Here is a 26,041-nt window from a genome sequence, read left to right on the forward strand (position 1 = left end):
CGCCAAATTGTCGCGAACGGGATTTTACTCAGGCACCGCCACAGAGCCCAGCCCGGGAATAGTCTCTGGCGGAAATCAAACCCTTTAAGCCAACAGGTTATCGCCCCAATTCTCCAATTCAGCAATCAGGGCGGCCCGCTCCGGATGCTGCATACGCAATTCGCTGAGTTGGCGGAAGTAGGTCTCCAGCGTAATGGAGGCCCCCGCGGTGGGATCGGTCAGGCGCTGGAAGCACCATATCTGCCAGCGCTGCTGCTCCTGATCGGATAAGGTTTCCGGGAAGTTGCGCGCACGCATGCGGAACAACAATTCCGGCAGGCGCTTGTCGCTGAAGGACACCTCACCGGTCAGTGCCGCCGGCCCGCGCTCGGCCAGACCGCGGTGCAGCTCGCGGCACAGATCCCGGTCGGCATCGCTGAGGAAACCACTGTAGAGAGCCGCCTCGACATCCCGCTGGGGAAAATCCCGATCGAGATACACCTTGTGCAGTTTTTCTGTGAGATCGACATTACGCAGCTTCTGCCAGTTGGCCTCACAAACGGAGCGGTCAATGCCCAACTCGGCGGCACGCTTGTCACCGAGCATGTTCGCCGGGGCCACAACCGGGCACTTGTTCAGGTGAATCAGCTTGAGTCCCACCGGCAGCTCGCCCTCACCGAGCTGGTCGCGGGCGGTGTAGAGCCGTTCCCGCAGCGCATCCGCGTCCAGGTTAAACAGCGGCTCGGGGTCCATGGCCAGGTTGGCGGCGATAATGGCATTGCGATTCACCGGATGACTGGCCAGCGGCATAACATACGTCAAGTGGCCATGGCGGGCGGAGACCTTGCCGGAGATATGCAGCAGCGGGCGGCGCTCGCGCCTATCAATCACCTTGCTCACCGCCTGCTTGCGGCGCAGGCGGAAGACATAATCATACAGTTTGGGCTGCTGTTTGCGCACCAGCCGCGCCAAATCAATAGTGGCGTGGACATCCGACAGGGCATCGTGGGCGCCCTCGTGTGCAATACCATTGGCAACTGTCAGCTCCTGCAGGCGAAAAGACGGCGCGCCGTCTTCGCGGCTGGGCCATTGGATGCCCTCCGGGCGCAGGGCATAGGTAAGGCGCACCATATCGATAATATCCCAGCGATTGTTGCCGGAGCGCCACTCGCGCTCATAGGGATCGAGCAGATTGCGATACAGCGTGTAGCGGGTGACTTCGTCGTCAAAACGCAAGCTGTTGTAACCCACCCCGCAAGTGCCGGGGGCGCCCAGTTCGGCGAGAACCTGCTGGATAAATTCTATTTCGGGCACACCTTTGGCCAGCGCGCTCTGGGGGCTGATACCGGTGACCAGGCTGGCCGCGGGCTGCGGCAGGCAGTCCACCGCAGGGCGGCAGTACAGCATCAACGGCTCACCGACAATATTCAGTGCTTCGTCGGTCCTGATGCCAGCAAACTGCGCCGGCTTGTCCACACTTGGGTCTGTGCCCCAGGTTTCGTAATCGTGCCAATAAAGGGTGCTTGAACTCACGCTACCTCCATCATTTGGCGGCATCATACCATCCACTGCCACAGCATCTGGACACCTGTGGCGAGAATTGGACAATAGATAACCCCCATACCCCGCAAGCATTGGTTGCAAAGCCGCCAGCGCCGATTAAAATTCGGCGTTTCCCCAAATTAAGGCAGCGCCTCCCCCTATGAATATTCGCCAACACCTCTCCGATCATTTCCAGGCCGCCATGCGCGCCGCCGGTATCCCCGCAGACTGTGGTCCGGTCGTGGCACCTGCGAAGAAAGCCGGATTTGGCGATTACCAGGCCAACGGTGCTATGGCCGCCGCCAAGCGTATGCGCACCAACCCGCGCGAGCTGGCCAGCAAGATTCTGGAGCAGCTGGACAAGGGGGAGATGATTGAGAAGGTGGAGATCGCCGGTCCCGGCTTTATGAATATTCACCTGAGCGAGCAGTGGCTGAGCCAACAGTTGCTGACTGCCAGAGGGGATAAGCGCCTGAATATTGTTTCAGTTGAAACGCCGAAGACCGTGGTCATCGACTACTCCCACCCCAATCTGGCCAAAGAAATGCATGTGGGCCACCTGCGCACCACCATTATCGGCGATGCCCTGGCCCGTCTACTGGAATTCCAGGGCCATAAGGTGATTCGACAGAACCATATGGGCGATTGGGGCACCCAATTCGGCATGTTGCTGGCGCATCTGTCCGACAAACTGGCCGATAGCAATGCGGAAGTGGCGCTGGCCGACCTGGAAGTTTTCTACCGCGAAGCCAAGGTGCGCTTTGACGACGAGGAAGGCTTTGCTGATCGCGCACGCGAATATGTAGTGAAGTTGCAAGGCAGCGACGAGCAGTGCCTAAAGCTGTGGAAACAGTTTATCACTATCTCCATCACCCACTGCGAAGAGATTTACTGCAAGCTGAATGTCACCCTTAAGCAAAAAGACGTTTACGCAGAAAGCCGGTACAACGACGATCTGCCGGTACTGGTGAAAGAACTGGTGGATACCGGCATCGCCGTAAAAGATCAGGGCGCCATTGTGGTATTCCTGGAGGAGATGGCCGATAAAGAGGGCAATCCCAGCCCGATGATTATCCAGAAGAAAGGTGGTGGTTACCTGTACGCCACCACCGACCTGGCCGCCATCCGCTACCGCGCCAATCAGCTCAAGGCCGATCGCATGCTCTACGTGGTGGATGCGCGCCAGTCCCTGCACTTGCAACAGGCGTTCACCGCTTCGCGCAAAGCGGGTTTTGTGGCGGAATCCGTTACCCTGGAGCACTGCGCCTTTGGCACCATGATGGGCAGCGACGGCAAGCCGTTTAAAACCCGCACCGGCGGTACGGTAAAACTGGCAGCTTTGCTGGATGAGGCGGTGAAGCGCGCGGAAAAGCTGGTGGCCGAGAAAAACCCACAGTTGGATACAAGCACCTGCGCCGAGATCGCCCGCAAGGTGGGCATTGGCGCAGTGAAATACGCCGACCTGAGCAAGACCCGCACCAACGACTACCTCTTCAACTGGGAATCCATGCTCAGCTTCGAGGGCAACACCGCTCCCTATCTACAGTACGCTTATACCCGCGTGCGCAGTATTTTCCGCAAAGCCGGTATTGAGCCAGACGAACTAGAGGGCGAAATCCTGCTGGAAGCACCAGAAGAGCGCGCCCTGGGCATCAAACTGAATCAATTTGGTGAAGTGCTGGACCAGGTGGCCAAAGACACCTTCCCGCACGTGCTGTGTACCTACCTGTACGAGCTGGCCAGTACCTATATGCGCTTCTACGAAGCCTGCCCGGTGCTGAAAGAAGGCGTGAGCGAAAAACACCGGCAAAGCCGCCTGCAGTTATGTGCACTGGTAGCCCGCACCATCGCTACCGGCCTTGACCTGCTTGGTATTGAAGTGATGGAGCAGATGTAGTTGCATCTGCCAGGCTCCAGTGCCAAAAACCTATTGCGGGGCAGGAGCTAAACCAACTCTTCATCGGCTCAGTGGTAGTAATTAACTACCGGGCTAATAGGTGCAAATCAACAACTTTGGCATATGGCGTGTATCGAGAAGCAATTGCATAAAAATTACACTATCAATTTTTTTCCGGTATGCCGACAATACTTATCAGCTCTTGCAAATTTTTAACAACGTGGTCGGGATTTGTCATGAATGGATACAGTGGCTTACCTGGGCGGGCCACAAAAACCGTTTGCAGGCCCACATTCTTTGCCCCCATCAAATCCCAGGCGTGTGCCGCCACCATCATGGCCTCTGCGGGCTGCACACCCAGGTCCTTCAGCACCAGCCGATACGTATCGGGATGGGGTTTGTACTTCCGTATGGCTTCCACACTGTAGCTTTTGTCAAAAAAATCACTCAGTCCGGCATGCTTGAGCTGCTTTTCCACCCCCTTGAAGGAAGAGTTTGTCAGGCTGACGATCTTGTAATCCCCCTTTGACAAAGTCGCCAAGCCAGGCGCAACATCCGCATGTGGTGGCAGTGAGCCCAGCGGCGTGACGATGGCATTTTTGGCTTGTTCATAGGTGAGCTTAATGCCGTGTGTTTCAGCGACCATCATCAGTGCGGCAGTACCGATTTCACCAAAGTCATGATATGTATCACTGAGGGTTTCCACGAGTGAATAATGCAGCATGGTTGTAAACCACAGCGGCAACAGATCTTCGCGTTCCCCTAAAATTTTAGCAACAGATCGCCCGACAGGCTCGAGATCCAACAGCGTTTCATTAACATCAAAAATAATCACTTTTGGCTTGGTTGTGACGCCGGTTGCAAGAGATTGAGTGGGAATTACATAGGCTGCCATAGAAAAAATCACCAACAATATTGTGCAATAGAAATTCCGGTTCACCACGAGGCACCTCCGGCATCATTTGAAAATTTTCACAGGTATTGACAACTCTGAATCATAGCTTTGTTTCCTCAACACTTATTGTTTAATTCTGATATATTTTCGATTATTCAAAAACATCGCCGAATGTGATAACACAGTGGAACCATGCGTCACAGAATTGACATTACCATCTGCCGATATCGATCTACGCAAAGGCGGCAGGCATGCCATCCCCATAGAGGCGCTTGACAGCTTCATTGGCTTTGATTTATCCGATAGGGATGAAGAAGCGAACACAGCCAACTCCGTGACACTAAGAATAAGGCCCGGCCGGTAAAAGCGACAAATTTACCCACTGCATCCACAGCCTTTTGATTTTTACTGGCGTTTCGAAACTCTCTCGTTTTTGGATGCATGACCATGTTTTCTATTGATTATTCACTCGGCGGCTAACCAGTTCCTTTTACTGCTTATTTAATCGAGCGATGAACGAAGCAGGATGCCACACGCGAGGACTTCTTGTGTAATATCTTCATGCAAGAAAGAGTCCTGCTTTTCAACTTCTCCTTAATATCCATTCGGACATCATATAGGATTATATAGATGTTGGATCAATAGTGATTGAACGTGGAATAAATTCTGAAACAGTGATCATAAAGTTACGGGCCTCAGCTTACCGAATAGTTGAGGGAGTTCACCATACAAGCATCAGCGGAGCCGTACGCTTAGCGTGTTTGGCTCGCAACAAGTTGCTCGTATCTGTGGCGGAGGTTAAGTGTAAGCATCACGGAGAATTCATTGAAAGTAAAAACATGATCAATGTTTAACGTGTCGGCTGTTCGAGCGTGGTAATAAACCAAAAAGAGCTGTACTCTGCTTTATATCACCAACGACGGCTCATGAAAACACGCGGTCTGTAGTGTGATTTCACCCGGATATCCCATATCGAACAGGCCCCGAATGGCCTGGGAGCGGTATGCTGATGCCTTGATGCACCGCAAATGGCTATGTGGCCAATGGGAAACGCAACTTGCTGTCGCCTAAAGCTTCAGCTTGATTGAATTCTTTGTAAAAAGCGCATACCGTAGGTCTGCTATCCTAGCGCCCAACCGCTTCACCGGCGCAGCCAAAGAATAATAAACAGATAAACCATACCGCAACGATCATTATTCATCCCGCGAGCGCCCTGTAACCCCAACGCTCGCAGGTAATCCAAACACAAATAAACCAACAAAGAAGGACCGCATCATGACCGCGTAAATGAGAGAAAACGCCACCCCCCGGTGAGGACACACCGAGAGATGGCTAACCCCGAAAGATACATAACTATCTAGCGAGGCTGTCTTGAATGATACGCCATACACTCGTTCGTCTTCAATCAACGTCTCCCTGAAGGCGAGCTTTTCGAGTCACTTTCGCCCCCGGCGGCGGAGTGCGCTGTGGCGTTGCGTGATGATGGGTGTGGTCTTTTACTTCAGCCGCGCACCGCCTGTCTGGCTGCGCACCCTTTCTGCAAGTTTCCCTTTTCTTTTCCCCACAAGGATCGCACCTGCGGCGAGAGAAACCGCGCAAAGCGATGTGCTTTTTCTGCACCTTTCCGCCACAGGTGACTTAAGGAGCCTATAAAGATGCCTATATTACCCTGTCGATTGTTTCAGCCGTTGCACCTGGGTGGGTATTTTATTATCACGCCGGTCGCCATCAAAGATAAGGTTGTGGACCTGCACATTGCGCCCGGCAAGGGCAACCGCGTGATGCGGGCCGTGCGTTTACTGCAACTGCTGGAAGAAGCCTGGGCGCTGGAGGAGGACCCAACCGATCAGCCCCCAACCATCCTCAGGCCATTCAAGCAGCACCCCAATAAAAAGACATAGCGCTAGGCGGGCACTTCGAAAGCCTGTGCAGCTCCGAACAGCACCGCAAACGCTTACCTTCTTGTACGCTCCCTGGAGAGATAAGCGCAACCGAGACGCCAAGCCAGTGCTCTTCTGCTCCGCACTGGTACCGTCTCAGATGAGCAAGGTTCGATCTCTGCTGGCAGCGCTGCCGCAGCTGTACCGGAAAGGTGTGTCAATAGGCAAGGAGGAGAACGCCCTGGCGATACGCCTATCTGAATAGTGGCACCGTTTTACAACAATGTGACCAGATACGAGCCGGAATTTCGATCACCGTGACCATTATTTTGAGAGGCAGTTAGATTTTCCTAAGAATTGAATAAATCCAATGGGTTACATTCCTAGGCGATTTTTGGAATACTGGTTGCAGTGATCATTATTCCAGGTGGCTCGATAGTACTAAATTGTCGTATCAGCTTTATTTACAGTAATTCTTTAATAGTTTGGCGTGAAAATAATCAAAAAAACACTGGTCATGGTGATCAGTATATAAATGTTATGTGTAATTGAGTAATGAGCTTATCAAAGGACGCATCACAGTATTTAGAAATGTACCCAGAGATTAAAAAATGGGTAAAGCAATGTATTGCTTGCCAAAGCTATGGCTATAAACCAGAAATGCCCGGCGAAGCGAATTACGCTCGAAACGTACGGAAATACTTTCCGCCCATGGAAATTAATGATATCGGAGTATGCGAACAATGCGAGCAGCATCTATAGGCGAAATCACACATAACAAGTTTAGGCACTCGGACGCCGTAAACGGCGCTCGGTACTAAAGTCGGTAACTTTACTGGCGGAATTATGAGCAGGAGAAAAGGAATAGCACTGAGGCTCGCACTAGTGGTCGTACTTGCAGCTGCCATTTCATTTTTCTTTGAAAGCAGTTTCTATGTGAGTATTGTGATAGCTACAGCTCTGGGAGTGTTTGGCGAAATGGTACATATGCCTGAAAATATGCCAGGAGCTGCCGACAACTCCGAAGAAAAAGAAGTTCATCCGTTTAAGGCAATGGCCATTGGAGCACTTGTTGTATCGATTTTGCTAGTCGTAGATTTTCTGTTTCCAAAGTTAAATCATCATGGTTTCAGTTCGTACAGTTAACAAGCCTAAGCAATCGCTCCCTTTGGTCGCTGGGGCAGCCAAAACGCTGCGCTTATTTGTCTGCCCTTGTGCGGGACGTTACGTGAAAAATTTCTTTCTACTATTAAAGTAACAAAGTGTCTTAAGGCCCTTTTTATTGATTGGAGAAAATATGAGAGCGATAGAGCTAGTTGTAGGAAACAAACCTATTGGCAAAGCACTCACTTGGGCTTATCCTTCAGGGCAAAAATTTGGCACCTTTTTCATTTCAACATATGAGCTGACAGTTACAGGGTTAGATGATAAACATATACCTAAAAAACAAGCTTTCGAAGTGTTTCGCTTTGGTATTAAATGTGAAAAAGGTGGTATCCCGAGAGTTGTCGGTTTAGCCGATCAACAAACATACTTTATCAAGGCGTGGCTGCCTTATTACTCAGTTCATAGTGCACGATCCCGAGAGAAAGGTGCATGGCAGGTGTATGATAATTTTTTGATACATGATGGGCCTGACGATCCCAAGAGGGAAGTTTATGCGTCAGTAGGTTGCGTCGAGATTTGTAATGGTCCTAGAGGGTTTAATAGGTTCAATGACTTCATTATTTCGCTTTCCGGTTCACAAAAACCAAACAGAGATTCAAAGTTAACAGAAATTGGGAGCTCCAAAAAAATTAAAATTACATATCAGAAAGCAGTGAGACCAAGCTTCACCAAAGCACCATAAATAAGACCTTCTTTATTAATTAAGTATGCAAGAGTATAGCACTTTGAAAATTAATATCGTCATTACTATTCTTTTGATTTTGTCGCCAGCTGCTTTCGCAAAGGATGCTTTACCTACAAAATATCAAATTCATGATTTTGAAGAAAATTTAAAAAGTTACTTATTAACAAAATATGAGAACTTTCAGATCACAGAGTTGTTTTCTAAACATGACGACAAAAAACAATTTTTAAAAAGCAGCTTAGGGGATGACTTTATAAAAGGTGTGGTCAATACTAAATCACGAGAGCTTCTTTTCAAGGAGATGTCCATAAAGACAGAATCTCATGTCGGTATCGCCATATTAATCTACTCTGATGAGAAATTGGCAAAAAGCGCCTTAAACACTATAGAAAATACAAGTTATTTTGAAAATACCAAAATACTTACAAAGTACGTATCGCATAACAGAGGCCGTAAAAATGTGATTTTATATACAGAATCATCTGCGGATAAACTAGTGTTAGAGTATATGAGTCAGTATTTTGAGAAGTAGTTGTAAAACTGATAAGCCCTTCACGTATGGAGAGGAAAATCCGAGAATCCCCTTCGGTAAGTATTCAAATCAAGAAAATGCCATCATCCAGGAAAGAGTCAATAAATTAGCCGATTTAAAGAAGCAGTGCTTCGATAAATATCTTGATGATTGTCAAATTCGAGTTTTTTCGGTACTGCGAATCTGCCTACCTCGTAGGAGTTGATAGTCTGCTGGGACACATCTAGCTTCTCGGCCATCAACACCTGGGTAACCCCCTTACCCACGGCATGATAGCCAACGTAATCGTCGCTTTGCAGGTACCAGCCAACAGATCCCCCTGACAAACAGGAAACCACTACTACCATGACCGCATGGGCATCCCCCTACAAAGTGACCAGAGACAGCTTTCTGTTCAAATCCTTAGAGACCAGCGGCAGGAATCTCTCCGGCCAATCCCAACCAGCCCTCACTGGAATAAGGCCGCCCTATGTGCGGATAGACAGGATTTCACACAGAATTCTCACTGAATTTCAGCAGTTTCCCCGCCTGAATCCCGCAGATTGCCCAGGCTCGCAACGGTTGCTAAGATGCGCGCCTGCCGCTATGGCCCGGACTCCCTGCCGCACCCGCACCTTACGGTGAGCTGCCGTTAATCCGGCCTTCCCATAAGCCACCCCGCCTATCCGAAACCCGGAGAACCGGGGCTTTACACAGGAGAAGCGGCACAGAGGCCAGGTGCTATTTTTAACCGCGAGCGCACCGCGACGACTCCCTGCGACTACAGGAATGAAGTTTATGACCCAACCATCGCTGCAGCAGTTGGAACAACACGACGCCTTTATCCACCGCCATATTGGACCCGATGCCAAACAGGTAGCGGCCATGCTGGAAACCCTCGGGGTTGCCAGTCTCGACGAACTGATCGGGAAAACCGTGCCAGAAGCCATCCGCAAAACCGATGCGCTGGACCTGGCCGATGCGATCAACGAGGAGGAGGCCCTCGCAGAACTGAAGAATATCGCGGCGCGCAACCGCATTTACCGCACTTTTATTGGTATGGGCTACCACGACACCATTACCCCCAACGTGATCCTGCGCAATGTGCTGGAGAATCCGGGTTGGTACACCGCCTATACCCCCTACCAGCCGGAAATAGCCCAAGGCCGCCTGGAGGGCCTGCTGAACTTCCAGCAGATGATCATGGACCTCACTGGTATGGAACTGGCCAACGCTTCCATGCTGGACGAGGGTACCGCTGCCGCAGAGGCCATGGCCATGTGTAAGCGCCAGGCCAAGCGCAACAAGTCCAACGTCTACTTTGTGGATCGGGACTGCCACCCGCAGACGATCGCCATCATAAAAACCCGCGCCGAGCACTTCGGCTTTGAGGTGGTTGTGGGCGATGTGGATAAAGACATCCCCGCCGAGCTGTTCGGCGCCCTGCTGCAATACCCTGGCAGCACCGGCCGCGTACGCGATTTGACCGATATGATCACTAAGGTACACGAGGCCAACGGCCTGGTGACCGTAGCCGCGGACCTGATGAGCCTGGTGGCCTTGAAAGCGCCGGGTGAAATGGGGGCAGACGTGGTGGTTGGCTGTAACCAGCGCTTCGGTATCCCCATGGGCTACGGCGGTCCTCACGCCGGCTTCTTCGCCTTCCGCGAGGCCTACAAGCGCTCTGCGCCGGGCCGCATCATCGGTGTTTCCGTGGACAGCAAAGGCAAGCGCGCCCTGCGTATGGCCATGCAGACCCGCGAGCAGCATATCCGCCGCGAGAAAGCCAACTCCAATATCTGTACCTCCCAGGTTCTGCTGGCGGTGATGAGTGCTTTCTACGGGATTTACCATGGCCCCGAAGGCCTGAAGACCATCGCCGCCCGTATCCAGCGCCTGACAGATATCCTCGCTTCCGCCCTGCAGCGCGAAGGCTTCAACCTGGCCCACGACAGCTGGTTCGACACCCTGACTGTCACCGCTGGCGCCAAGCAGGAAGAGATCTACCAGCGTGCCCTGGCCGCCGAGATCAACCTGCGCAAAGTGGGGGAAGACGCCCTGGGTGTGAGCCTGAGCGAGACCGCCACCCTGCAGGATATGTCCGACCTGATCAATGTCTTTACCGGCACCGAGCACAGCATCAACCTACACGCCCTCGACAGCGAAATTGCCAGCAAAGGCTCTTTGGGTGTGCCCGCTTCCCTGCTGCGCGATACCGAATTTATGACCCATCCGGTGTTCAACACCTACCACTCCGAAACCGAGATGCTGCGTTACCTCAAGTCTCTGGAGGCCAAGGATATCGCCCTGAATCACTCCATGATTCCCCTGGGCTCCTGCACCATGAAGCTGAATGCCACCGCTGAGATGATTCCGGTCACCTGGCCCGAGTTCGGCAAACTGCACCCCTTCGCGCCGAGTGACCAGGCCGAGGGCTACGCGGAAATATTCCGCCAGTTGCAGCAGATGCTGGCCACCTGTACCGGCTATGATGCCGTGAGCCTGCAACCCAACGCCGGCTCCCAGGGCGAGTACGCCGGCCTGATTGCCATCAAGAAATACTTCGAAGCGAAAGGCGAAATCCAGCGCGATATCTGCCTGATCCCCGCGTCCGCCCACGGCACCAATCCAGCCTCCGCCATGATGGTAAGCATGAAAGTGGTTGTGGTTGCCTGTGATGACAAAGGCAATGTGGATACCCAAGACCTGAAGGCCAAGATCGAAGAGCACGGCGACCGCATTGCCGCGCTGATGGTGACCTATCCGTCCACCCACGGTGTCTTCGAGGAAGCTATCCGCGAGGTGTGCGATCTTGTACACCAGGCCGGTGGTCAGGTGTATATCGACGGCGCCAACATGAACGCCCTGATCGGCGTGGCGGCACCGGGCCAGTTCGGTGGTGATGTCTCCCACCTGAACCTGCACAAAACCTTCTGCATCCCCCACGGTGGCGGCGGCCCCGGCATGGGCCCGATCGCTGTTGGTAAACACCTGAAGCCCTACCTGGCAGGCCACCCGGTAATAGAAGTACCGGAAACCCATGTGGAGAACGGCACCATCTCCGCCGCGCCCTGGGGCTCCGCCAGTATCCTGCCGATCAGCTGGATGTATATCCGCATGATGGGCAAGCAGGGCATGAAACGGGCTACCGAAATGGCAATCCTGAATGCCAACTACGTGGCCAAGAAACTGAGCGAACACTACGCCCTGCTCTACACCGGCACCAACGGCTTTGTCGCCCATGAATGCCTGGTAGACCTGCGCCCGCTCAAGGAATCCAGCGGCATCACCGAAGAGGACATCGCCAAGCGCCTGATGGACTTCGGCTTCCACGCGCCCACCATGTCCTTCCCGGTGGCCGGCACTCTGATGATCGAGCCCACCGAGAGTGAATCCCTGCAGGAGCTGGACCGATTTATCGAAGCCATGGCCACTATCCGCCGTGAAGTGGAAGCCGTTGCCAGCGGCAAGTACACCGCCGAGGACAATCCACTGCACAACGCGCCGCACACCCTTGAGGATGTGATGACCGACAACTGGACCCACAGCTACTCCCGCGATGTAGCCGGCCGCCCGGCAGCGTGGCTGAAAACGCACAAGGTATGGCCGGCAGCCAACCGTATCGACAATGTCTACGGGGACCGCAACCTGATCTGCTCCTGTCCGCCAATGGAGAGTTACACAGAGTAAAAACCTGGGGCTTTTAATAGCCTGGGAAGTCAACAATTGGCCAGCTCAAAGCGGTGCAGGGAAGCGCTGCTGCCAGTTATCTCACACCAAAATATCCAAATATCCTATTCCAACACCCGGGTGGAAATACAAAGCCACGGAGTAAACTGGATGCCTTTGTCAAGCCAGCTATTCAACTATGACTGGAATTACAGAGATAACCAGCAATAGGGCCATTGAGATATTAAACGCTCTTTGATAAGACTGTTTTTTTAGAATTTTCTTCAAATAAACCCCAAAAAAAAGCCAAATACCCACACATGGAAAAGCTGCGATAAAAAACACCAAAGAAATCAACAATACCTGAGCGTATATATCCAGCGAAACTACCGTATAAGCCGCAACAGTCCCTGTCGCCATCATCCAGGCTTTAGGGTTTAACCACTGAAACAGTGCAGCTTGAAAGAACGTAAGCGGCTTTGTACTCGCGCCCTGAAGCTCAGAAGGCTTGGACCTGGCAACCAGCCATGCAAGATAGAGCAAATAGGCAACACCAAGAATTTTTATGCCTTCATGCATTAATGGAAATTTTTTAAAAAGAATACCCAAACCCAAGCCAATGCAAATGACCATTAAGGGAAAACCAATACAGATTCCCAAGAAGTGCGGAAAACTCTTTTTTGTTCCATAGTTCATTCCCGAAGCCATTATCATTACATTATTTGGTCCAGGTGTAATGGTTGTGGAGAACGCAAACATAAATACCGCTGATACAAATTCCATTCTTTTTTATTTTCCGGTAGCATAATGTGAGTTTTAAAGGTTGATCCCCAGGCGCCATGCGTGAATTTTTTATCTGCGCCTTACGGATTAGCTTGGCTGACACTCCCCGAACTACTCTGCCTTAAAGGTAGATTGGCAGACAAACTCCTCCCCAGTAGGCATCGGCACGATATTTTGCCAGTTTGGGTTGCAGATTCTGTTTTTACTGCAGGAATTTGGCAATCTACTATTTGATTTTCGCTAACGAGCTTGCGAGACACTTGATGAACAACCTCCTTCCAGCAGTCTACATGTAAGTAACCAGTGATTCCCCTGTATGATTTTTTATAACCTATAAAACGGGTGACTGGTGCCCAAAACAGATTCTCCAATACCTCCAGCTCCGTTTGAGATACGTAGGATATACATTTTTTTGGATTCCAGTGCATTTGCAGCTGAGACTGGCAACGTGTATTCACCACTTGAGGTATTGGGGAGGTATTGGTAAAACCCAGTTGATGCACCTATATTGTAGGGTTTTGTCGTGTCGAATTCATAGATGCCAATCCAGTTGTACTCATCCGCAGTTAGGGAATGAAATCCGCCTGCAATAGAACTCCCCCGGCCATAATAGTCATTTTTTGTGTACGCGACTATTGGCAAATAGTCATCAGGATTATTCTTCCAGTCAATTAATTTTTGAAGCAATGAATAGGGTCTTTGCTGTACATCTTTTCTTGCGGGGTCTTTCGACATTTCCCAGCAGAAAACGCCTCTGGCTGAAACACTTTTAACCCATTCAGCTCGGCGTCTGATTTCATACAAGCCGCTGTATCGCTGTTCAAAAGCAGCTGGAAACCCAGGCGTGTTAAATGACGAGGTGAGGTACGCTCTATAATCGTCATTGGATTCTTGCCTGAGTTGACTTATCCAGCCCCACCCGTTCGATGTGCCTGTTGTGGGTAACTGAAGGCCATGACTCTTTGATGGATCCGCTACTTTACTCCACATGGATAATCCGAAAGCGAGCTTGCTAGCTGGCACACCACGTGATGTCCAATTTTCAAAATCTCGCTTAATATCGCGATTTTCGTTATATCGCAAATAATCCATCTTGTCTGCGCTATAAGTCTGAACTCCAAGTAAATCAATGCTATTGACAAAATCGTTCGTTATAGTAGATCTGCTATAATCGCCACCTGCCAAGGTCGCAGTTGCTAATTTTTTTCTTCCTCTTGCAGACCGGTCGTGCATTGCCCTGGACAGCTCTTTTATGAACTTCGAATAATTGACCCCCATGTAATCCGAGTCCAGGGAAGCATCTTCAAAATCTATATCTATACCATCCAAATCATATTTATCAATATAATTCTCCATCAGCCAGTGGATCGTTTTTCTGCGATTCAAGTCATTGACGAGCTCTGCTGATTCCGCTCGTTCAGTAGAATTTCCATGTAAATCAGACAGTGACAGTAGAATTTTAAGGTTTGGAGCCTCATCGCGCATGTAAGCCACCATGGACTCGAAATCTACCTGGTTGGAAATGTCGTGGGCAGATTCCCCGTATATTAGACCTTCATTCTCCAAAACGGATTGCCTGCGAATGGTGGCCAGAATAAAGACTGTGCTAATATCAGAGTAGTGGTACTTGGTATAACCGGGGTTGCCTTCAGCATCATCAAGGTAACCCCAATATGGTAAATAAGCCATTACCTCAAATTCCCTCAGAAGCACATCATCTTGACCAGCTCGACTGATATTAAATATGCTATCCAACCCAAACTGCAAGGAAAATAAAGCAATGAGCAATATACTATTTATATGGATTTTTATTTTGGAAATTCTTTTTGCTATATATATGCACATGCTTCAATCCTTTAATTCTCTTCCAATGATGTCCGTTTAATCCGGATTTTGCACTATAATCTTACCAACCAATACCGAACAATCTTTCAGCAGACTACTACTTATAAAATAGTTCTGGCCTAATGCAACCATTTATAGAAATTGGAATCTCTTTATACAAATACCGACCACCATGGTCATACATTTATTTTTGGCGAATTTCTATTTAACCTGAAAATAGATCATTTTTAAAGAGCAGGCCGTCAAGATTGATCTCCAGTTGGTGCACCAGGCAGGCACTTACTAGTAAAGCAGGAGGGAAGAATACCCCTCTCCCAGGATCGTATGAGGCATGGATGCCGATTACGAGCGTACAAGGATGTATTCACAGCGTGTCCTGGGAGAGGGGTATTCTTTCCTTTGGACCCGGTAGTATGCCAGAGCGTCTGGCAGATTCTCTCATTTCTTGCTCTGAGGCGAATGATACTAAGTTATTGATAAGGCAAAAATGCTCTTTACGTACAGTAATAATTAGCCCGGGGCTTCTCCTTAATATTGACCCACCTGAAGGATCGGAGGATGGACTAACTAAATTTTCTTTTGCCAGCTTTCCTCTCCAGTTATTGAGTGGAAAGCTGGTGCTTAGAGCGACTTATGTGATCGAACAAAAATACCAGGTTGATCACAGGTTCCTTATCTATTTTTCCTGTAACTTAGAAATTATAGCGAACGTCCACACCGTAGGTTCTGGGCTCTTCAATTGTCACTATCGGTGCCTGTAACTCTGTCTGGCCAAAGCCCCCTACGGTACTGACATACTCCTCGTCGGTAAGGTTTTTACCCCAGAGCGAGACCTGATAGGTGTCGTCGTCGCTATACCAATCGATACGACCGTGAAGGCGCTGGCGATCTCCACCGTAGCCTGGAATTGCGTCATACTGGGCCAAATAATTCAGATCCAGAGTAGCGTCATTGCGATTGTAGATATAATCAAGGTGAAAATTGATGCTGCCAATAGCAATTTCTGGCGTATAGTCCATACGGAAGGTATATGCGTCCTCAGGTTTGGATTTCCCCCTGGTAGTTTCACCGCCGACCTGATCCCCGAGTGCATCGTAATACTGCTCTGGTGTTTGCTCGGCCTTCATGTACTGGGTGATTAATGACAAACGCAAGTCCGGAAGTGCTATCCAGTCGACAGTGAATTCAACGCCTGCATTCTCTACATCGGTATTGATGAGTCTTGGTGCAGCGACAGAAGCTTCGGGAGGCTGTGACTGAACTACGTTTTGTGCGCCCTCGACCGACATGTTATAGGCACTGGCCTGGACTCGAAGCCGGTTATCAAAAAAGTCCCCTTTTATACCCAGTTCGTAATTGGTCACCACTTCGGGGTCAAGTGGCAGCAACGCAGTTGTCACATTGAGAGAATCAAAGCCACCGGACTTGTATCCGGTGGAGTAGGAGGCGAAGGTAATAATATCCTCGGTGAGTTTATAATTGGCAACGACACGACCAGTGGTTTTGCTCCAGGTTTCCTCCGCATTAACCTTGGGTAACATTGGGAATATGGCATTGTCGGTGATTCCCAGTTCAGGGTTGTTCACATAAAAATCTGCCAGCGGCGTCTCCCAACTGAATTCTTTGGTGTCGCTACTGTAGCGCAGCCCAAAGAACATATCGAACCTTTCAGTAAAGCTGTAACCAATATCGGTATAGATGCCCCAACTGGTGAAATTACCGGTATTATAGGTGGCTTCAGAAATATATTGCCCGGCATAGGAGGGATCGAAAAAGAAAGGAGTTGCCAGAGCAGGAGGTTTACCCGGTTCTGTACCAAGAATTGTATTGACCAGCGCGTAAGAGAAGGCGTCCTGTGGCAAAGAAACACCACAGGCACCTCCACAGCCACCGACAGCATCAGTCACCATCCAGGACAGCAGTGCCCAATCTGCAGGATTCCAATAAGTATCTACCGATAAAATATCCTGGCCATAGCCGGCATACAGCGCCTGTAAACCAGGATCTGAGGTCAACTGACTGGTAACAAACCGGTTTAACGCGTCTGTGCTTAAATTAATAGGAATAATTTGATCAGTTTTACTGCCACTGTAACTCGCACCCATCACAGCCGTTAAGTCGTCAGAAGTGAAGTTGACTTGCAGCTCGGTATACAGGGATTCCGAGTCCTCGAAGTTATCCGCTGAGAGGTAGCGGGTAATATCGGACGTGCCGTCTTCATCGTAGACATTGGTGGTTTCAATGTCGCGAGTAGTTGCGCTGTAATTGAGCGACCATTGGTTATTGAATTCGTGGTTTAGCCGAACACCTACAGCATACATATCCCGCTTTTCGCCGCCATCAATCACATCGTGCGAGGTTTTACCGGAAAAGGGATCGGTACTGTAGGCGGTGGGACCAACTCCAATCACCGGATTGGCGCCCTGATCCACCTTGTCATAATCGTAAGACAGTTGTAGGTCGGTTGTATCGCTGGCTTGCCACAGCAGCGACAAGCGTGCGGTTGTACTGTTCTGTACGCCCAGGTCGTCACCATTGCCAAGGTTGTCCACATAGCCATCACGGTCATTGGTCATGACATTGGCGCGCAGGAACAGGTTGCCGGTCAATGGCAGGTTACCCATGGCTTCGTATTGCTGCAAACCATAGTTGCCGATTTTTGTGCTGACAAAGGCCTCAAGTTCACCATTGGGCTTTTTGGGCAGAATATTAATAACGCCGGCGGCCGCATTGCGGCCAAACAGGGTTCCCTGAGGACCTTTCAAAATCTCCACACGCTCAACATCGGAAAAACCAACCGTTGTGGCGGTGCGCGGCAAATATTCGCCATCGTAAAAGGTGGCTACCGAAGGGTCGCCGCCGGAGCTGATATTGGTACTGGTAATACCCCGTATGGTGATGTCGGCCTGGGTTAACTGTCCCTCCCCAATGGTGACACCGGCCACATAGTTGGCCATATCGCGAATATCCAAAACGCCGGATTTGTCGATATCTTCATCGGAGAAAGTGCCGATGGAAATGGGCACTTCCATTATATTTTCTGTTCTTTTCTGCGCAGTAACTACGATTTCCTCCAAACCTTCCGGGCCGGTATCAATGTCATCTTGCGCACTCACACGGTCAAAGGACAGTGATGAGGCCAGGGCAACGGCCATGTAGATGGGGGTTCGGGTGAAACCGGAGTGGAGGTGTGACTGTTGGCTCATGTAGACTCTCCTGATTTAGCGTATTTATTATTGGAACGGGTTAACATGACTAGGTCCTGTAACGTCTATCCTTACCAGCAAGGCAGGAGGGAAGAATACCTCTCTGCCGGGATCGTATAAGGCGTGGATGCCGATTACGAGCGTACAGGGATGTATACACAGCGGGTCCTGGGAGCGGGGCACTCTTTCCTTCCGCCCCGGTAGTAACTGCTTTTATTGACTCAAATACTCCGCTTCATTCGTATCTGGATACGGCTAAAGGTTAATACCCAAAAGCTTCATCCTAAATTGGTTTTACCGCTTATTACTGATTGACCAGCACATGGGCGATGCGAATGGCATGACCGCGGCTGTGCTGGTTTTTTTCCTGCCGAACCTTGATGAAAACACTGTGCTTGCCTTCAGCAAGCTCGGCATCGAGCATATAGGCCCAGGGTATGTGCAAGCCACCACTCCACTCAGTAAACAAATCCAGTCGTCGCACGGGTTGATTGTCGATGGAATACTCAATTACACCGGCATCCGGGCCGGCCGCAATCCACAGGCCAACCCCCCGCCCCTCTATGCTAAATTGCAGTTCGGCGCCTGGCGATTCAGCCACTAGCATGGGCACTTTGACAAAGCCCTCGCGGGTTGCCGCACCATCGGTTGGGCGCCAGGATTCCACGTAAGTAAAACCACTACCCGTTTTGAGGGTCTCGATAGGAATTAGTTGAGCCTGGCTGTAACTGAAAGGATCCAGCGGTGTTTGGGGCAAAAAGTGTGGACTGGCAAGCGTATCGCCAGCCGCCTTCCACGCCTTGTTAAGCAAGCGCTGAATCGAGTGGAAGTATAACTTCTGCCCAAAAGGCGATGGATGCAGATCAACGAAGTCTTTCTCCCAGCTAAACTCACCACGGCCAATTCGAGTGGCGACCTCTTTGGCTAAATCAAGACTGGGCAACCCATAGTGCGTTGCAACAGCTTCGTGCTGTTGAATTACCTTCGGAATATGACCCTGATTGTAGTCACGGATTTTATCCGGATCGACAAAGTGCATCAGCACGATATCGATGTTTGGATTAGTCCGTCGGGCCTGGCGAACAATACCCTCCACACCGCGCAAAGCTTCAGGATCAGTGCGATTGTTGATGGCATCGTTGACTGCCGCCTCGACAAACAGCAAATCAACCGGGCCGGAATCAAAGACATCCCGTTGCAAGCGGAAAGCTCCGGGGGTAGAGCCCATAGAGGGAGTGCCCGCCGCAACAAAATCAAAATCCACCGCCGGGAAACGCTGCTTGAACGATTTCATCAGCAGGGTTCGCCAGCCCTGGTTGTAAGTAATTGACCCCCCGAGGAAAGCGACTCTGGCCTTGCCGCCCTGTTGGAATTTTCTGTAGGTGTTCGCCAAGCCATCACGAATACCAAAGAAGGGGTCCGGCTCATCTCCTAATGCAGAAGGCGCGAGCGCAGTCAGCGTATGGTAGCGAATAAATTCGGCCACGCGCTGTGGGTTTTCGAAGGGAAAGTGATGCCCTTGCAGTGCCCTGGGCTCAGCCTGATTGTGAACAATTGTGATCTTACCCCCGAGCGCTCTTAGGCGTGACTCCACCATATAGGTGTTTTCAGCGGGTGGAACCACCTGGTCAGTGTCATCCACCAGGTGCAGTATCGGAATCCCTGCTGTGGCAATTGGCAGCAGATTGTCGATCGGGTTGTGCGCGTAGGTGGTTAATTCCTCTTCATTGAGCCCGTAAGCCTGTTGCGCCAGTGCCCAATCCGCTTTGCTGCCAATCCCCTGCCCTAACCCACCGGGCCAGCTTTTAAGATCATTGACAGGAGATTCCAGATAGATACTGGCAACTTTATCGGTATTTTTCGCAGCCCAGTTGTAAACAATCAAGCCACCCCGGCTCGCACCTGATAAGGCTACCTTCGGCGCCAGGGTAAGAGACTCGGTGCAGTAGCGATAAAAATCATCCCACAGAGCAACCGCTGAGGGGCTGCCGTAAAGATTGGAAACATCCATATAGGCCACATGAAACCCCTGATCTAAGAGGGTGAGGTCAGCTTCGGGGTGCCAATCGGGGAATCTTGCCCGCCACACCCAAGGGTTGCCTGGGGCGACCTCCTCGGGAGCGACCACATAGGCAGAGCGGCCTTGGATAGTAAAAGTGTAGCGATCATAACCGCGCCACTCACCTGCAGGACCGGGATAAGCTATCGCACTGTTGTTGCTGGGCTTGGCTTCGACGGAGGTCTCAGATACGTAACCGCAGGCCGTCATATCGGTACTGCAGGGCTCCGGAGCCATATCGGCACAGCCCACCAATAGGCAGAGTGCAAGAAGTGCGGGCAAACGGCATAAATACGGCAAGGACAACCTCACTGTGCAATTCCGGCATAGGGCCGCCACCTGAGAATAGGGCGCAACCTTTATTTTTATATGCAAAAAGAATTTTAATTATTGAAAAATGAGACTACCATGCTTTTGTGGCTGCCTACAACAGGGTTTGCGTAAATAATAAACTGACGACGGCCAAAAGCGCTGCCGCAAGATAAGAGTGGAACAATGAAACAGCAGATATCAATGGCGGATGCGTTAAAGAGAGGTGGCCGCCTTCTTCTTGGTACAGCGAGTGCGCTTATACTCACGGTGCTTTCGGCTTGCACCGCCGGTCCTGCACTGGTGGATACCAGCATCGACAGCACAACCCCGGTGACCCAAAATCGTGACTATGCCACCTACGACTGGGAAACCCGTCACCAAGAGATCCTGGCGCGGCATGAAGTCTTGAACCCTGAAGTTATCTACCTGGGTGACTCAATCACGCACTTTTTTGGAGGGGAGCCCAAGGCCCCGTTAGCCTGGGGCAGTGACGCCTGGAAGGCACTTTTTGAGGACATAACAGTCACCAATATGGGTTTTGGCTGGGATAGAACCGAGAATGTTATCTGGCGACTGCAAAACGGTGAGATCGATGAAATCAGCCCTAAAGTTGCCCTCATCATGATTGGCACCAACAATCTGTCCATTGACAACAGCCCTGCGGATATCTTTTCAGGGGTGGAAGTCATTGTCGATGAGATTCACGCGCGCAGCCCATTGACACATATCATGTTGCTGGGAATATTGCCGCGCAAGGACAAACAATCAGAGCCAAGACAAACCAATGCACGACTCAGAGAACTCGCTCTGCGGGAATATGTCGAGTTTATCGACACCCGTCCTGTTCTGCTGGATGCAGAGGGAAAACTGGACCAAGCAAAATTGCGCGATGCCGTTCATATTAATGAATCAGGCTATAGCGCCCTATCAAAGCTGCTGCGCCCTTTGTTACTAAAAAAGCTGTAATCAGTTGAAAAACACGCGCTCCATAAGGCTCCAGCTGTCACCCTCTCGTCGGCTGGGCAGCTGACGCTGGCAGGGATCGGTTTCTTTCCACCAAGCCTGGGTCACCGGGTCATTTGCGATTGCCCGCATATCATTGTCATAGTCGTTACCGATGTATTCAAAGTAACTGAATAGATACTTCTTATCTTCGATTTCAGTGATATAAATAGAGTAGTTACGGATATTTGACTGCTTTATACGCCGAATAACGTTTGGCCACACCTCCGCATGCAGCTCCCTGTAACGCTGTTCCATATCAGGTTTTAAACCGATTACGGAACCGAAGCGCTGCACCTTGTCAGACATGATTTCCGGATTCGTACTGCCCCACACAGGCTGTGCTGTCTCTGTCATATCACTTTTCTATTCAAAGGTTTTCAATGTCGATGTTAATACGCCCGGCATGCAACCCGCTCCTATTGACACCCAGCCCCGGATCCTGAAGGGCAATTGTTTCCTCATTGAGGATTTTCAGGCACTCATACTACCGGGTCGGAAGAAAAGAATACCCTCCTCTCGGGACACGCTGTAAATACCTCCCTGTACGCTCGTAATCGGCGTCCATGCCCCATACGGTCCCGAGATAAGGGTATTCTTCCCTTCCGCCTTGTTAGTATGCGCCTATAAGGGCGGGTTGGCTTACAACCGGGAGAAAATGAGGATACCAACGCCCCCCATTGATTCTGGCCTGCGCGATCAGCGCACCCTTGTTACCCCTTAGCAGGTTGTTGAAAAAGGCATCCTGCCTTTTTCAACACACGAAAAGCGAAACATGTGATTTTCACTTTTCTTCCAAAATTAACGACTTAGGCTTCGCCGATTTTGCCGAAATATCCATATTTCGGTACCAGGCATCGAACTTCTTCGAATTTCAACAGCCTGTTAGGTTGCACAATCCCCTGAGTTCCTGGCTAAAGGGACTCAGGGTGCGATTTTTTTCTTCAAAGCTTTACTTAACGGCCTTGGGATATTCGGAAGGGTTTTCAATAACCAGGGCAGTACCTTGCGTTTCACGCCGTTTAATGACTCTGGTACCACAGCTTCGATCAGGTGTGGGCCTGGCATTTCAAGTGCGTATTCCAGGGCCTTTAACAGCGCTTCTGACGTTTTCACACGTGTGCCATGCACGCCCATGCTCTGAGCCAATAGCGCATAGTTGGTGACCGGATCACTGATATCGAGCTGGGATTTGGCTTTCTCCCCGGCTTCATCCGCCCCTACGCGCTCCAGTTCAATATTCAAAACCGAATAGGAGGCGTTGTTGAAGATAATGGTGGTCACGTTCAGCTTTTCCCGCGCCATGGTCCATAAAGCCTGGTTGGTGTACATGGCGGTACCATCGCCAATCAGGGCCAGTACCGGCCTATCCGGGCAGGCTACGGCGGCTCCTACAGCGCTGGGCAATCCCTGACCAATAGCGCCGCCGGTGAGGGTAATCATATCGTGCCTTGGTGCTCCGGCGGTCATGGCATTGAGTAACAAACCCGAGGTGATGGATTCGTCCACAACGATACTATTTTCTGGCATCAACTCACCTACAGCCCGGCAAACTTTTTCAGCGGTCAGTTTGCCCTTGGGCCTGCCGGGCCTGCCGGCGGGTTGCAGCACTGGTTGCGTACTCCCCACACCCAGGGTATCTGCGAGTTTATTCAGGCTGGCTGCGGCGTCTTGCCCAGACGTACTCAGAGTGTGAACGGTACAGCCATCCGGTACCAAATAACTCTGCTTGTCCGGGTAAGCAAAAAAAGATACCGGGGCTTTGGCGTCCACCAAAATCAAATTGTCGAATTCGGACAATTGCAAAGAGGCGAGTTCCGCCAGATAGGCTATACGCTCCACCGCGGGCAGGCCGGCACCGCGCTCTATACGGGTGGGAAAGGTTTCGGCAAAAACAACTACACCACTGTGGGCGACAATGCGGGCAGCAGCCAGCAGTCCCGGCTCGCGCAGGGCGCGACCGCCAAGCAGCAGGGCCGTTTTCCTGCTGCTGCGTATTGCTTCAGCCACAGCATCAATGGCCGTACTGTCCGCTATTGGCGCTTCGGCCTGGGGTGGCACCACACAGGGCTGGCCCCCCTCTCCCCAGGAGACATTCGCAGGCAGGATCAGGGTGGCCACCTGACCGGGTAAACCCCGGGCGGCGGTGATGGCATCGACTGCGTCCTGGCATAGGGACTCAGTGCTCTTTGAAGTGCGGACAAAGTTGGGAGACACGTTACAGGCTACTGTTTCGATATCTGACTGTAACTGGGCATCGTACTTGACATGATAAGTGGCGTGGTCACCCACAATGTTCACAATCGGGGATTTCCCTTTACGGGCGTTGTGCAGATTGGCCAAGCCATTGCCCAGACCACAACCCAGGTGCAACAGGGTGGCAGCGGGTTTGTCCGCCATGCGCGCGTAACCGTCGGCAGCCCCAGTGGCCACACCTTCAAACAGCGCGAGAACCGCCCGCATCTTGGGCTCGCCATCCAAAGCCGCAACAAAATGCATTTCACTGGTGCCGGGATTGCTAAAACACACTTCAATCCCGGCATCCACCAGGGTTTTCATCAAAGCTTGGGCGCCATTGGGCATACTGTCTCTCCTGATCCTATTCTTGTTCTATTTTTGTTTTGGTTTTTTATTGTGCCGCTGGTCAATTACCCGCATTAATCGACCTGGCTGCTGCCTTGGCTGTCATGATGCAGCCGGGCAGGAAAGTACCTTCCAGTGAGCGTTTACCGTTGCAGCCGCCACCACCGAACCCGGCGGCCTCGCCAACGCAATAAAGACCGGAAATAGACTGGCCGTTGGCATCCAACACCCGGCTTTGCAGGTCGGTCTGTAACCCTCCCAGGCTCTTACGGGTGGTCAGCTGTGTATGGATAGCAATAAATGGCCCGGCACCGGCTTTTTGTAATGGCGCTGGTTTACACGTACGTAACCGATCCGGCCCCCATTGGCGGGCATGGCGGATCAGACGGATTTGCGGGTCGTTGTTAAGCTGGTCACCTTTGCTGAAATTCGCATCAAAAGCATCAGCAGTGGCTTTGAGTTCTGCCGGGTCAACATCCTGTGAACAGGTCAGTGCGTTCATTTTTTTTGCCAGCCCTAGCAGGGTATTGTCCACAAGAAAGTGATTGCTCTCGTTCTGCATCTGATCCACTAGCGGTGTATTGCCCAATAGCACTTCTTTTAGAAGTAATGGGAACTGCTTATCCCGGATTCGGGCATTATGCTCTGCACCGGAAATGGCGAATTCCTTCAGTGCAATGCGTCTATTGAGTAGATGCCAGGTCCAAGGTTTCTCCTGGGCGGCAACTTGCTGGCATAACCAATGGGTATCGAATCCGGTAACCAGGGGTTCTGGACCGATACGCTCACCGCGATGGTTCAGCCACAGAGCCGACTTACAGGGGATGGAGGAAAGACCATGGCCGGGGAAGTGAGGGAATGGGTGTGGAAAACCGGCGGCGTAATTCCACATTTCTCCGGCGTGGGTAATACAGGCTCCCAGATTGTCTTTTGTCCAGCGATGCAGCTTGCCATCAGACAAAGGGTGAGCACCATTCAGCATAGCGGTGGGTTGCGGCCGCTCAACCGGCCAATTGGCCCGACACTCATCGTGTCCGCTATTTAACCCCCCCATAGCCAGCACTACAATCGGTGCTTCAAAGCGTTCTTCCCTGCCGGTGACCTCATTCACCGCGACCGCCCCATGCACTTTTCCCGCCTGCTGATCCAGCCCGGTGATCCGGTGGTTATGATGAATCGTCAGTCTGCCTCCGGAACTGGCATCATGCAGCGCGCGCACCATGCATCGAACCAGTTCTCGTGAAGTACCCCAAATGATGTGATAGCGGGGGACACTATTGCCGTCGCCAAAGCGGCCCCGTTCCACCCAGTTGACCGATGGCAGAAATTTCATGCCTTCACGGATAAGCCAGTCGTACACTTCAGCTTGCGAGTGCTCCACATAATAGCGGGCCCACTGCATGGGCCATTTATCCAGGGGGTCCAGCTCGCCAAAGCGCAGCCAGTCCTGCAGGGCCAGCTCTGCAGAGTCAGGAATTTTCATACGCCGTTGCAGCGCTGTGCCGATCAGTGCCATACCGCCAAAGGCCCACAGTGCCAGCCCGCCAAACCGCTGTGGTGTATCCCTATCGACTATGGTGACAGTTTTACCTGCCCTTAACGCCTCTAGTGCAGTGATAATCCCTGCAAGCCCCCCTCCGGCAACCAAAATATCAGAGCAAACAGGTTTTGGCATGGTACTTTTCCCTATTATTTTCTTGCTGTAGACCATATAACGTTATAAACAGAGACTGATTGACTTAGCAGACCAGAAAATTGACTTTACAAGCCACGGTAGATAAAGCCGGCGCTACACCATTAGTGAACTTTGCCAGGCAACAACCTAGGCTATGCCGGATATACGCCTCTATCCAACCGCAGAGATGGACAGCCCTGCCGGCTTTGACTGCACTATGCCGGGGTTGTTTGTCACATTCCCATAACCAGCCCCTCGGTAGCTTGTCTCTTATTGACGGCTCTGGCATTTTGACACTTTAATTCAGTGCTCTCATACGGAGACCTATAGGCAATGTGAGCTACGCTGCCC

General features: G+C 51.2%; 17 protein-coding genes. 7 read left to right on the forward strand and 10 right to left on the reverse strand.

Annotation, left to right across the window (positions count from 1 at the left end; genetic code table 11):
* Positions 1–84 precede the first annotated feature (84 nt).
* Positions 85–1,536 (reverse strand): exodeoxyribonuclease I, encoded by a 1,452-nt coding sequence (gene sbcB, locus ACL7TT_RS09035; protein ID WP_413394867.1) that lies wholly within the window; start codon positions 1,534–1,536, stop codon positions 85–87.
* Between the two features lie 145 nt (positions 1,537–1,681).
* Between sbcB and argS the strand changes: the two genes are divergently transcribed.
* Positions 1,682–3,418, forward strand: a complete 1,737-nt coding sequence (argS, locus tag ACL7TT_RS09040; RefSeq protein WP_413394834.1) for an arginine--tRNA ligase — start codon at positions 1,682–1,684, stop codon at positions 3,416–3,418.
* A 163-nt stretch (positions 3,419–3,581) separates the two neighbouring features.
* Here the strand turns inward: argS and ACL7TT_RS09045 are convergent, their stop codons facing one another.
* Positions 3,582–4,313, reverse strand: a complete 732-nt coding sequence (locus ACL7TT_RS09045; RefSeq protein ID WP_413394836.1) for a haloacid dehalogenase type II — start codon at positions 4,311–4,313, stop codon at positions 3,582–3,584.
* A 1,655-nt stretch (positions 4,314–5,968) separates the two neighbouring features.
* Here ACL7TT_RS09045 and ACL7TT_RS09050 point away from each other — a divergent pair.
* From ACL7TT_RS09050 to ACL7TT_RS09065, 4 genes are all read left to right on the forward strand, one after another.
* Entirely contained in the window at positions 5,969–6,214 is a 246-nt protein-coding gene (locus tag ACL7TT_RS09050) for a hypothetical protein (protein WP_413394838.1), read from the forward strand.
* Positions 6,215–7,039: 825 nt separating this feature from the next.
* The gene (locus ACL7TT_RS09055; protein ID WP_413394839.1) at positions 7,040–7,339 is read left to right on the forward strand and encodes a hypothetical protein; all 300 of its coding nucleotides are present in this window, start codon (positions 7,040–7,042) and stop codon (positions 7,337–7,339) included.
* Between the two features lie 151 nt (positions 7,340–7,490).
* On the forward strand, positions 7,491–8,042 hold the full coding sequence (locus ACL7TT_RS09060) for a hypothetical protein (protein WP_413394840.1): 552 nt from the start codon (positions 7,491–7,493) through the stop codon (positions 8,040–8,042).
* A 43-nt stretch (positions 8,043–8,085) separates the two neighbouring features.
* Entirely contained in the window at positions 8,086–8,577 is a 492-nt protein-coding gene (locus ACL7TT_RS09065) for a hypothetical protein (protein ID WP_413394842.1), read from the forward strand.
* Positions 8,578–8,675: 98 nt separating this feature from the next.
* Here ACL7TT_RS09065 and ACL7TT_RS09070 read toward each other — a convergent pair whose 3' ends face one another.
* Complete coding sequence (locus tag ACL7TT_RS09070; protein ID WP_413394843.1) at positions 8,676–8,924, reverse strand: helix-turn-helix domain-containing protein; 249 nt, start codon at positions 8,922–8,924, stop codon at positions 8,676–8,678.
* Positions 8,925–9,354: 430 nt separating this feature from the next.
* Here ACL7TT_RS09070 and gcvP point away from each other — a divergent pair, with 430 nt between their 5' ends.
* A complete protein-coding gene (gene gcvP / locus ACL7TT_RS09075) occupies positions 9,355–12,246 on the forward strand; it encodes an aminomethyl-transferring glycine dehydrogenase (RefSeq protein WP_413394844.1) in 2,892 nt (963 codons plus the stop codon).
* A 168-nt stretch (positions 12,247–12,414) separates the two neighbouring features.
* Here the strand turns inward: gcvP and ACL7TT_RS09080 are convergent, their stop codons facing one another.
* The 4 genes from ACL7TT_RS09080 to ACL7TT_RS09095 form a co-directional block, all read right to left on the reverse strand.
* Positions 12,415–13,008: a LysE family translocator gene (locus ACL7TT_RS09080; RefSeq protein WP_413394845.1), complete on the reverse strand. Its 594-nt coding sequence runs from the start codon at positions 13,006–13,008 to the stop codon at positions 12,415–12,417.
* A gap of 324 nt (positions 13,009–13,332) precedes the next feature.
* Positions 13,333–14,853, reverse strand: a complete 1,521-nt coding sequence (locus ACL7TT_RS09085; RefSeq protein WP_413394847.1) for a glycoside hydrolase family 18 protein — start codon at positions 14,851–14,853, stop codon at positions 13,333–13,335.
* Positions 14,854–15,545: 692 nt separating this feature from the next.
* Positions 15,546–18,059: a TonB-dependent receptor gene (locus tag ACL7TT_RS09090; protein WP_413394848.1), complete on the reverse strand. Its 2,514-nt coding sequence runs from the start codon at positions 18,057–18,059 to the stop codon at positions 15,546–15,548.
* Between the two features lie 304 nt (positions 18,060–18,363).
* The gene (locus ACL7TT_RS09095; RefSeq protein ID WP_413394849.1) at positions 18,364–20,418 is read right to left on the reverse strand and encodes an SGNH/GDSL hydrolase family protein; all 2,055 of its coding nucleotides are present in this window, start codon (positions 20,416–20,418) and stop codon (positions 18,364–18,366) included.
* A 195-nt stretch (positions 20,419–20,613) separates the two neighbouring features.
* Between ACL7TT_RS09095 and ACL7TT_RS09100 the strand changes: the two genes are divergently transcribed.
* Positions 20,614–21,396, forward strand: a complete 783-nt coding sequence (locus ACL7TT_RS09100; protein ID WP_413394850.1) for a GDSL-type esterase/lipase family protein — start codon at positions 20,614–20,616, stop codon at positions 21,394–21,396.
* On the opposite strand, the gene ACL7TT_RS09105 is transcribed toward ACL7TT_RS09100, so the two are convergent.
* From ACL7TT_RS09105 to ACL7TT_RS09115, 3 genes are all read right to left on the reverse strand, one after another.
* Positions 21,397–21,789, reverse strand: a complete 393-nt coding sequence (locus tag ACL7TT_RS09105) for an L-rhamnose mutarotase (RefSeq protein WP_413394851.1) — start codon at positions 21,787–21,789, stop codon at positions 21,397–21,399.
* A 567-nt stretch (positions 21,790–22,356) separates the two neighbouring features.
* A complete protein-coding gene (locus ACL7TT_RS09110; RefSeq protein ID WP_413394853.1) occupies positions 22,357–24,015 on the reverse strand; it encodes an acetolactate synthase large subunit in 1,659 nt (552 codons plus the stop codon).
* A 61-nt stretch (positions 24,016–24,076) separates the two neighbouring features.
* Positions 24,077–25,690, reverse strand: coding sequence for an FAD-dependent oxidoreductase (locus ACL7TT_RS09115; protein WP_413394854.1), 1,614 nt, complete (start codon positions 25,688–25,690; stop codon positions 24,077–24,079).
* Positions 25,691–26,041 lie beyond the last annotated feature (351 nt).

The sequence above is a fragment of the Microbulbifer jejuensis genome (assembly GCF_047289955.1).
In the GTDB taxonomy this organism is placed as follows: Bacteria; Pseudomonadota; Gammaproteobacteria; order Pseudomonadales; family Cellvibrionaceae; genus Microbulbifer.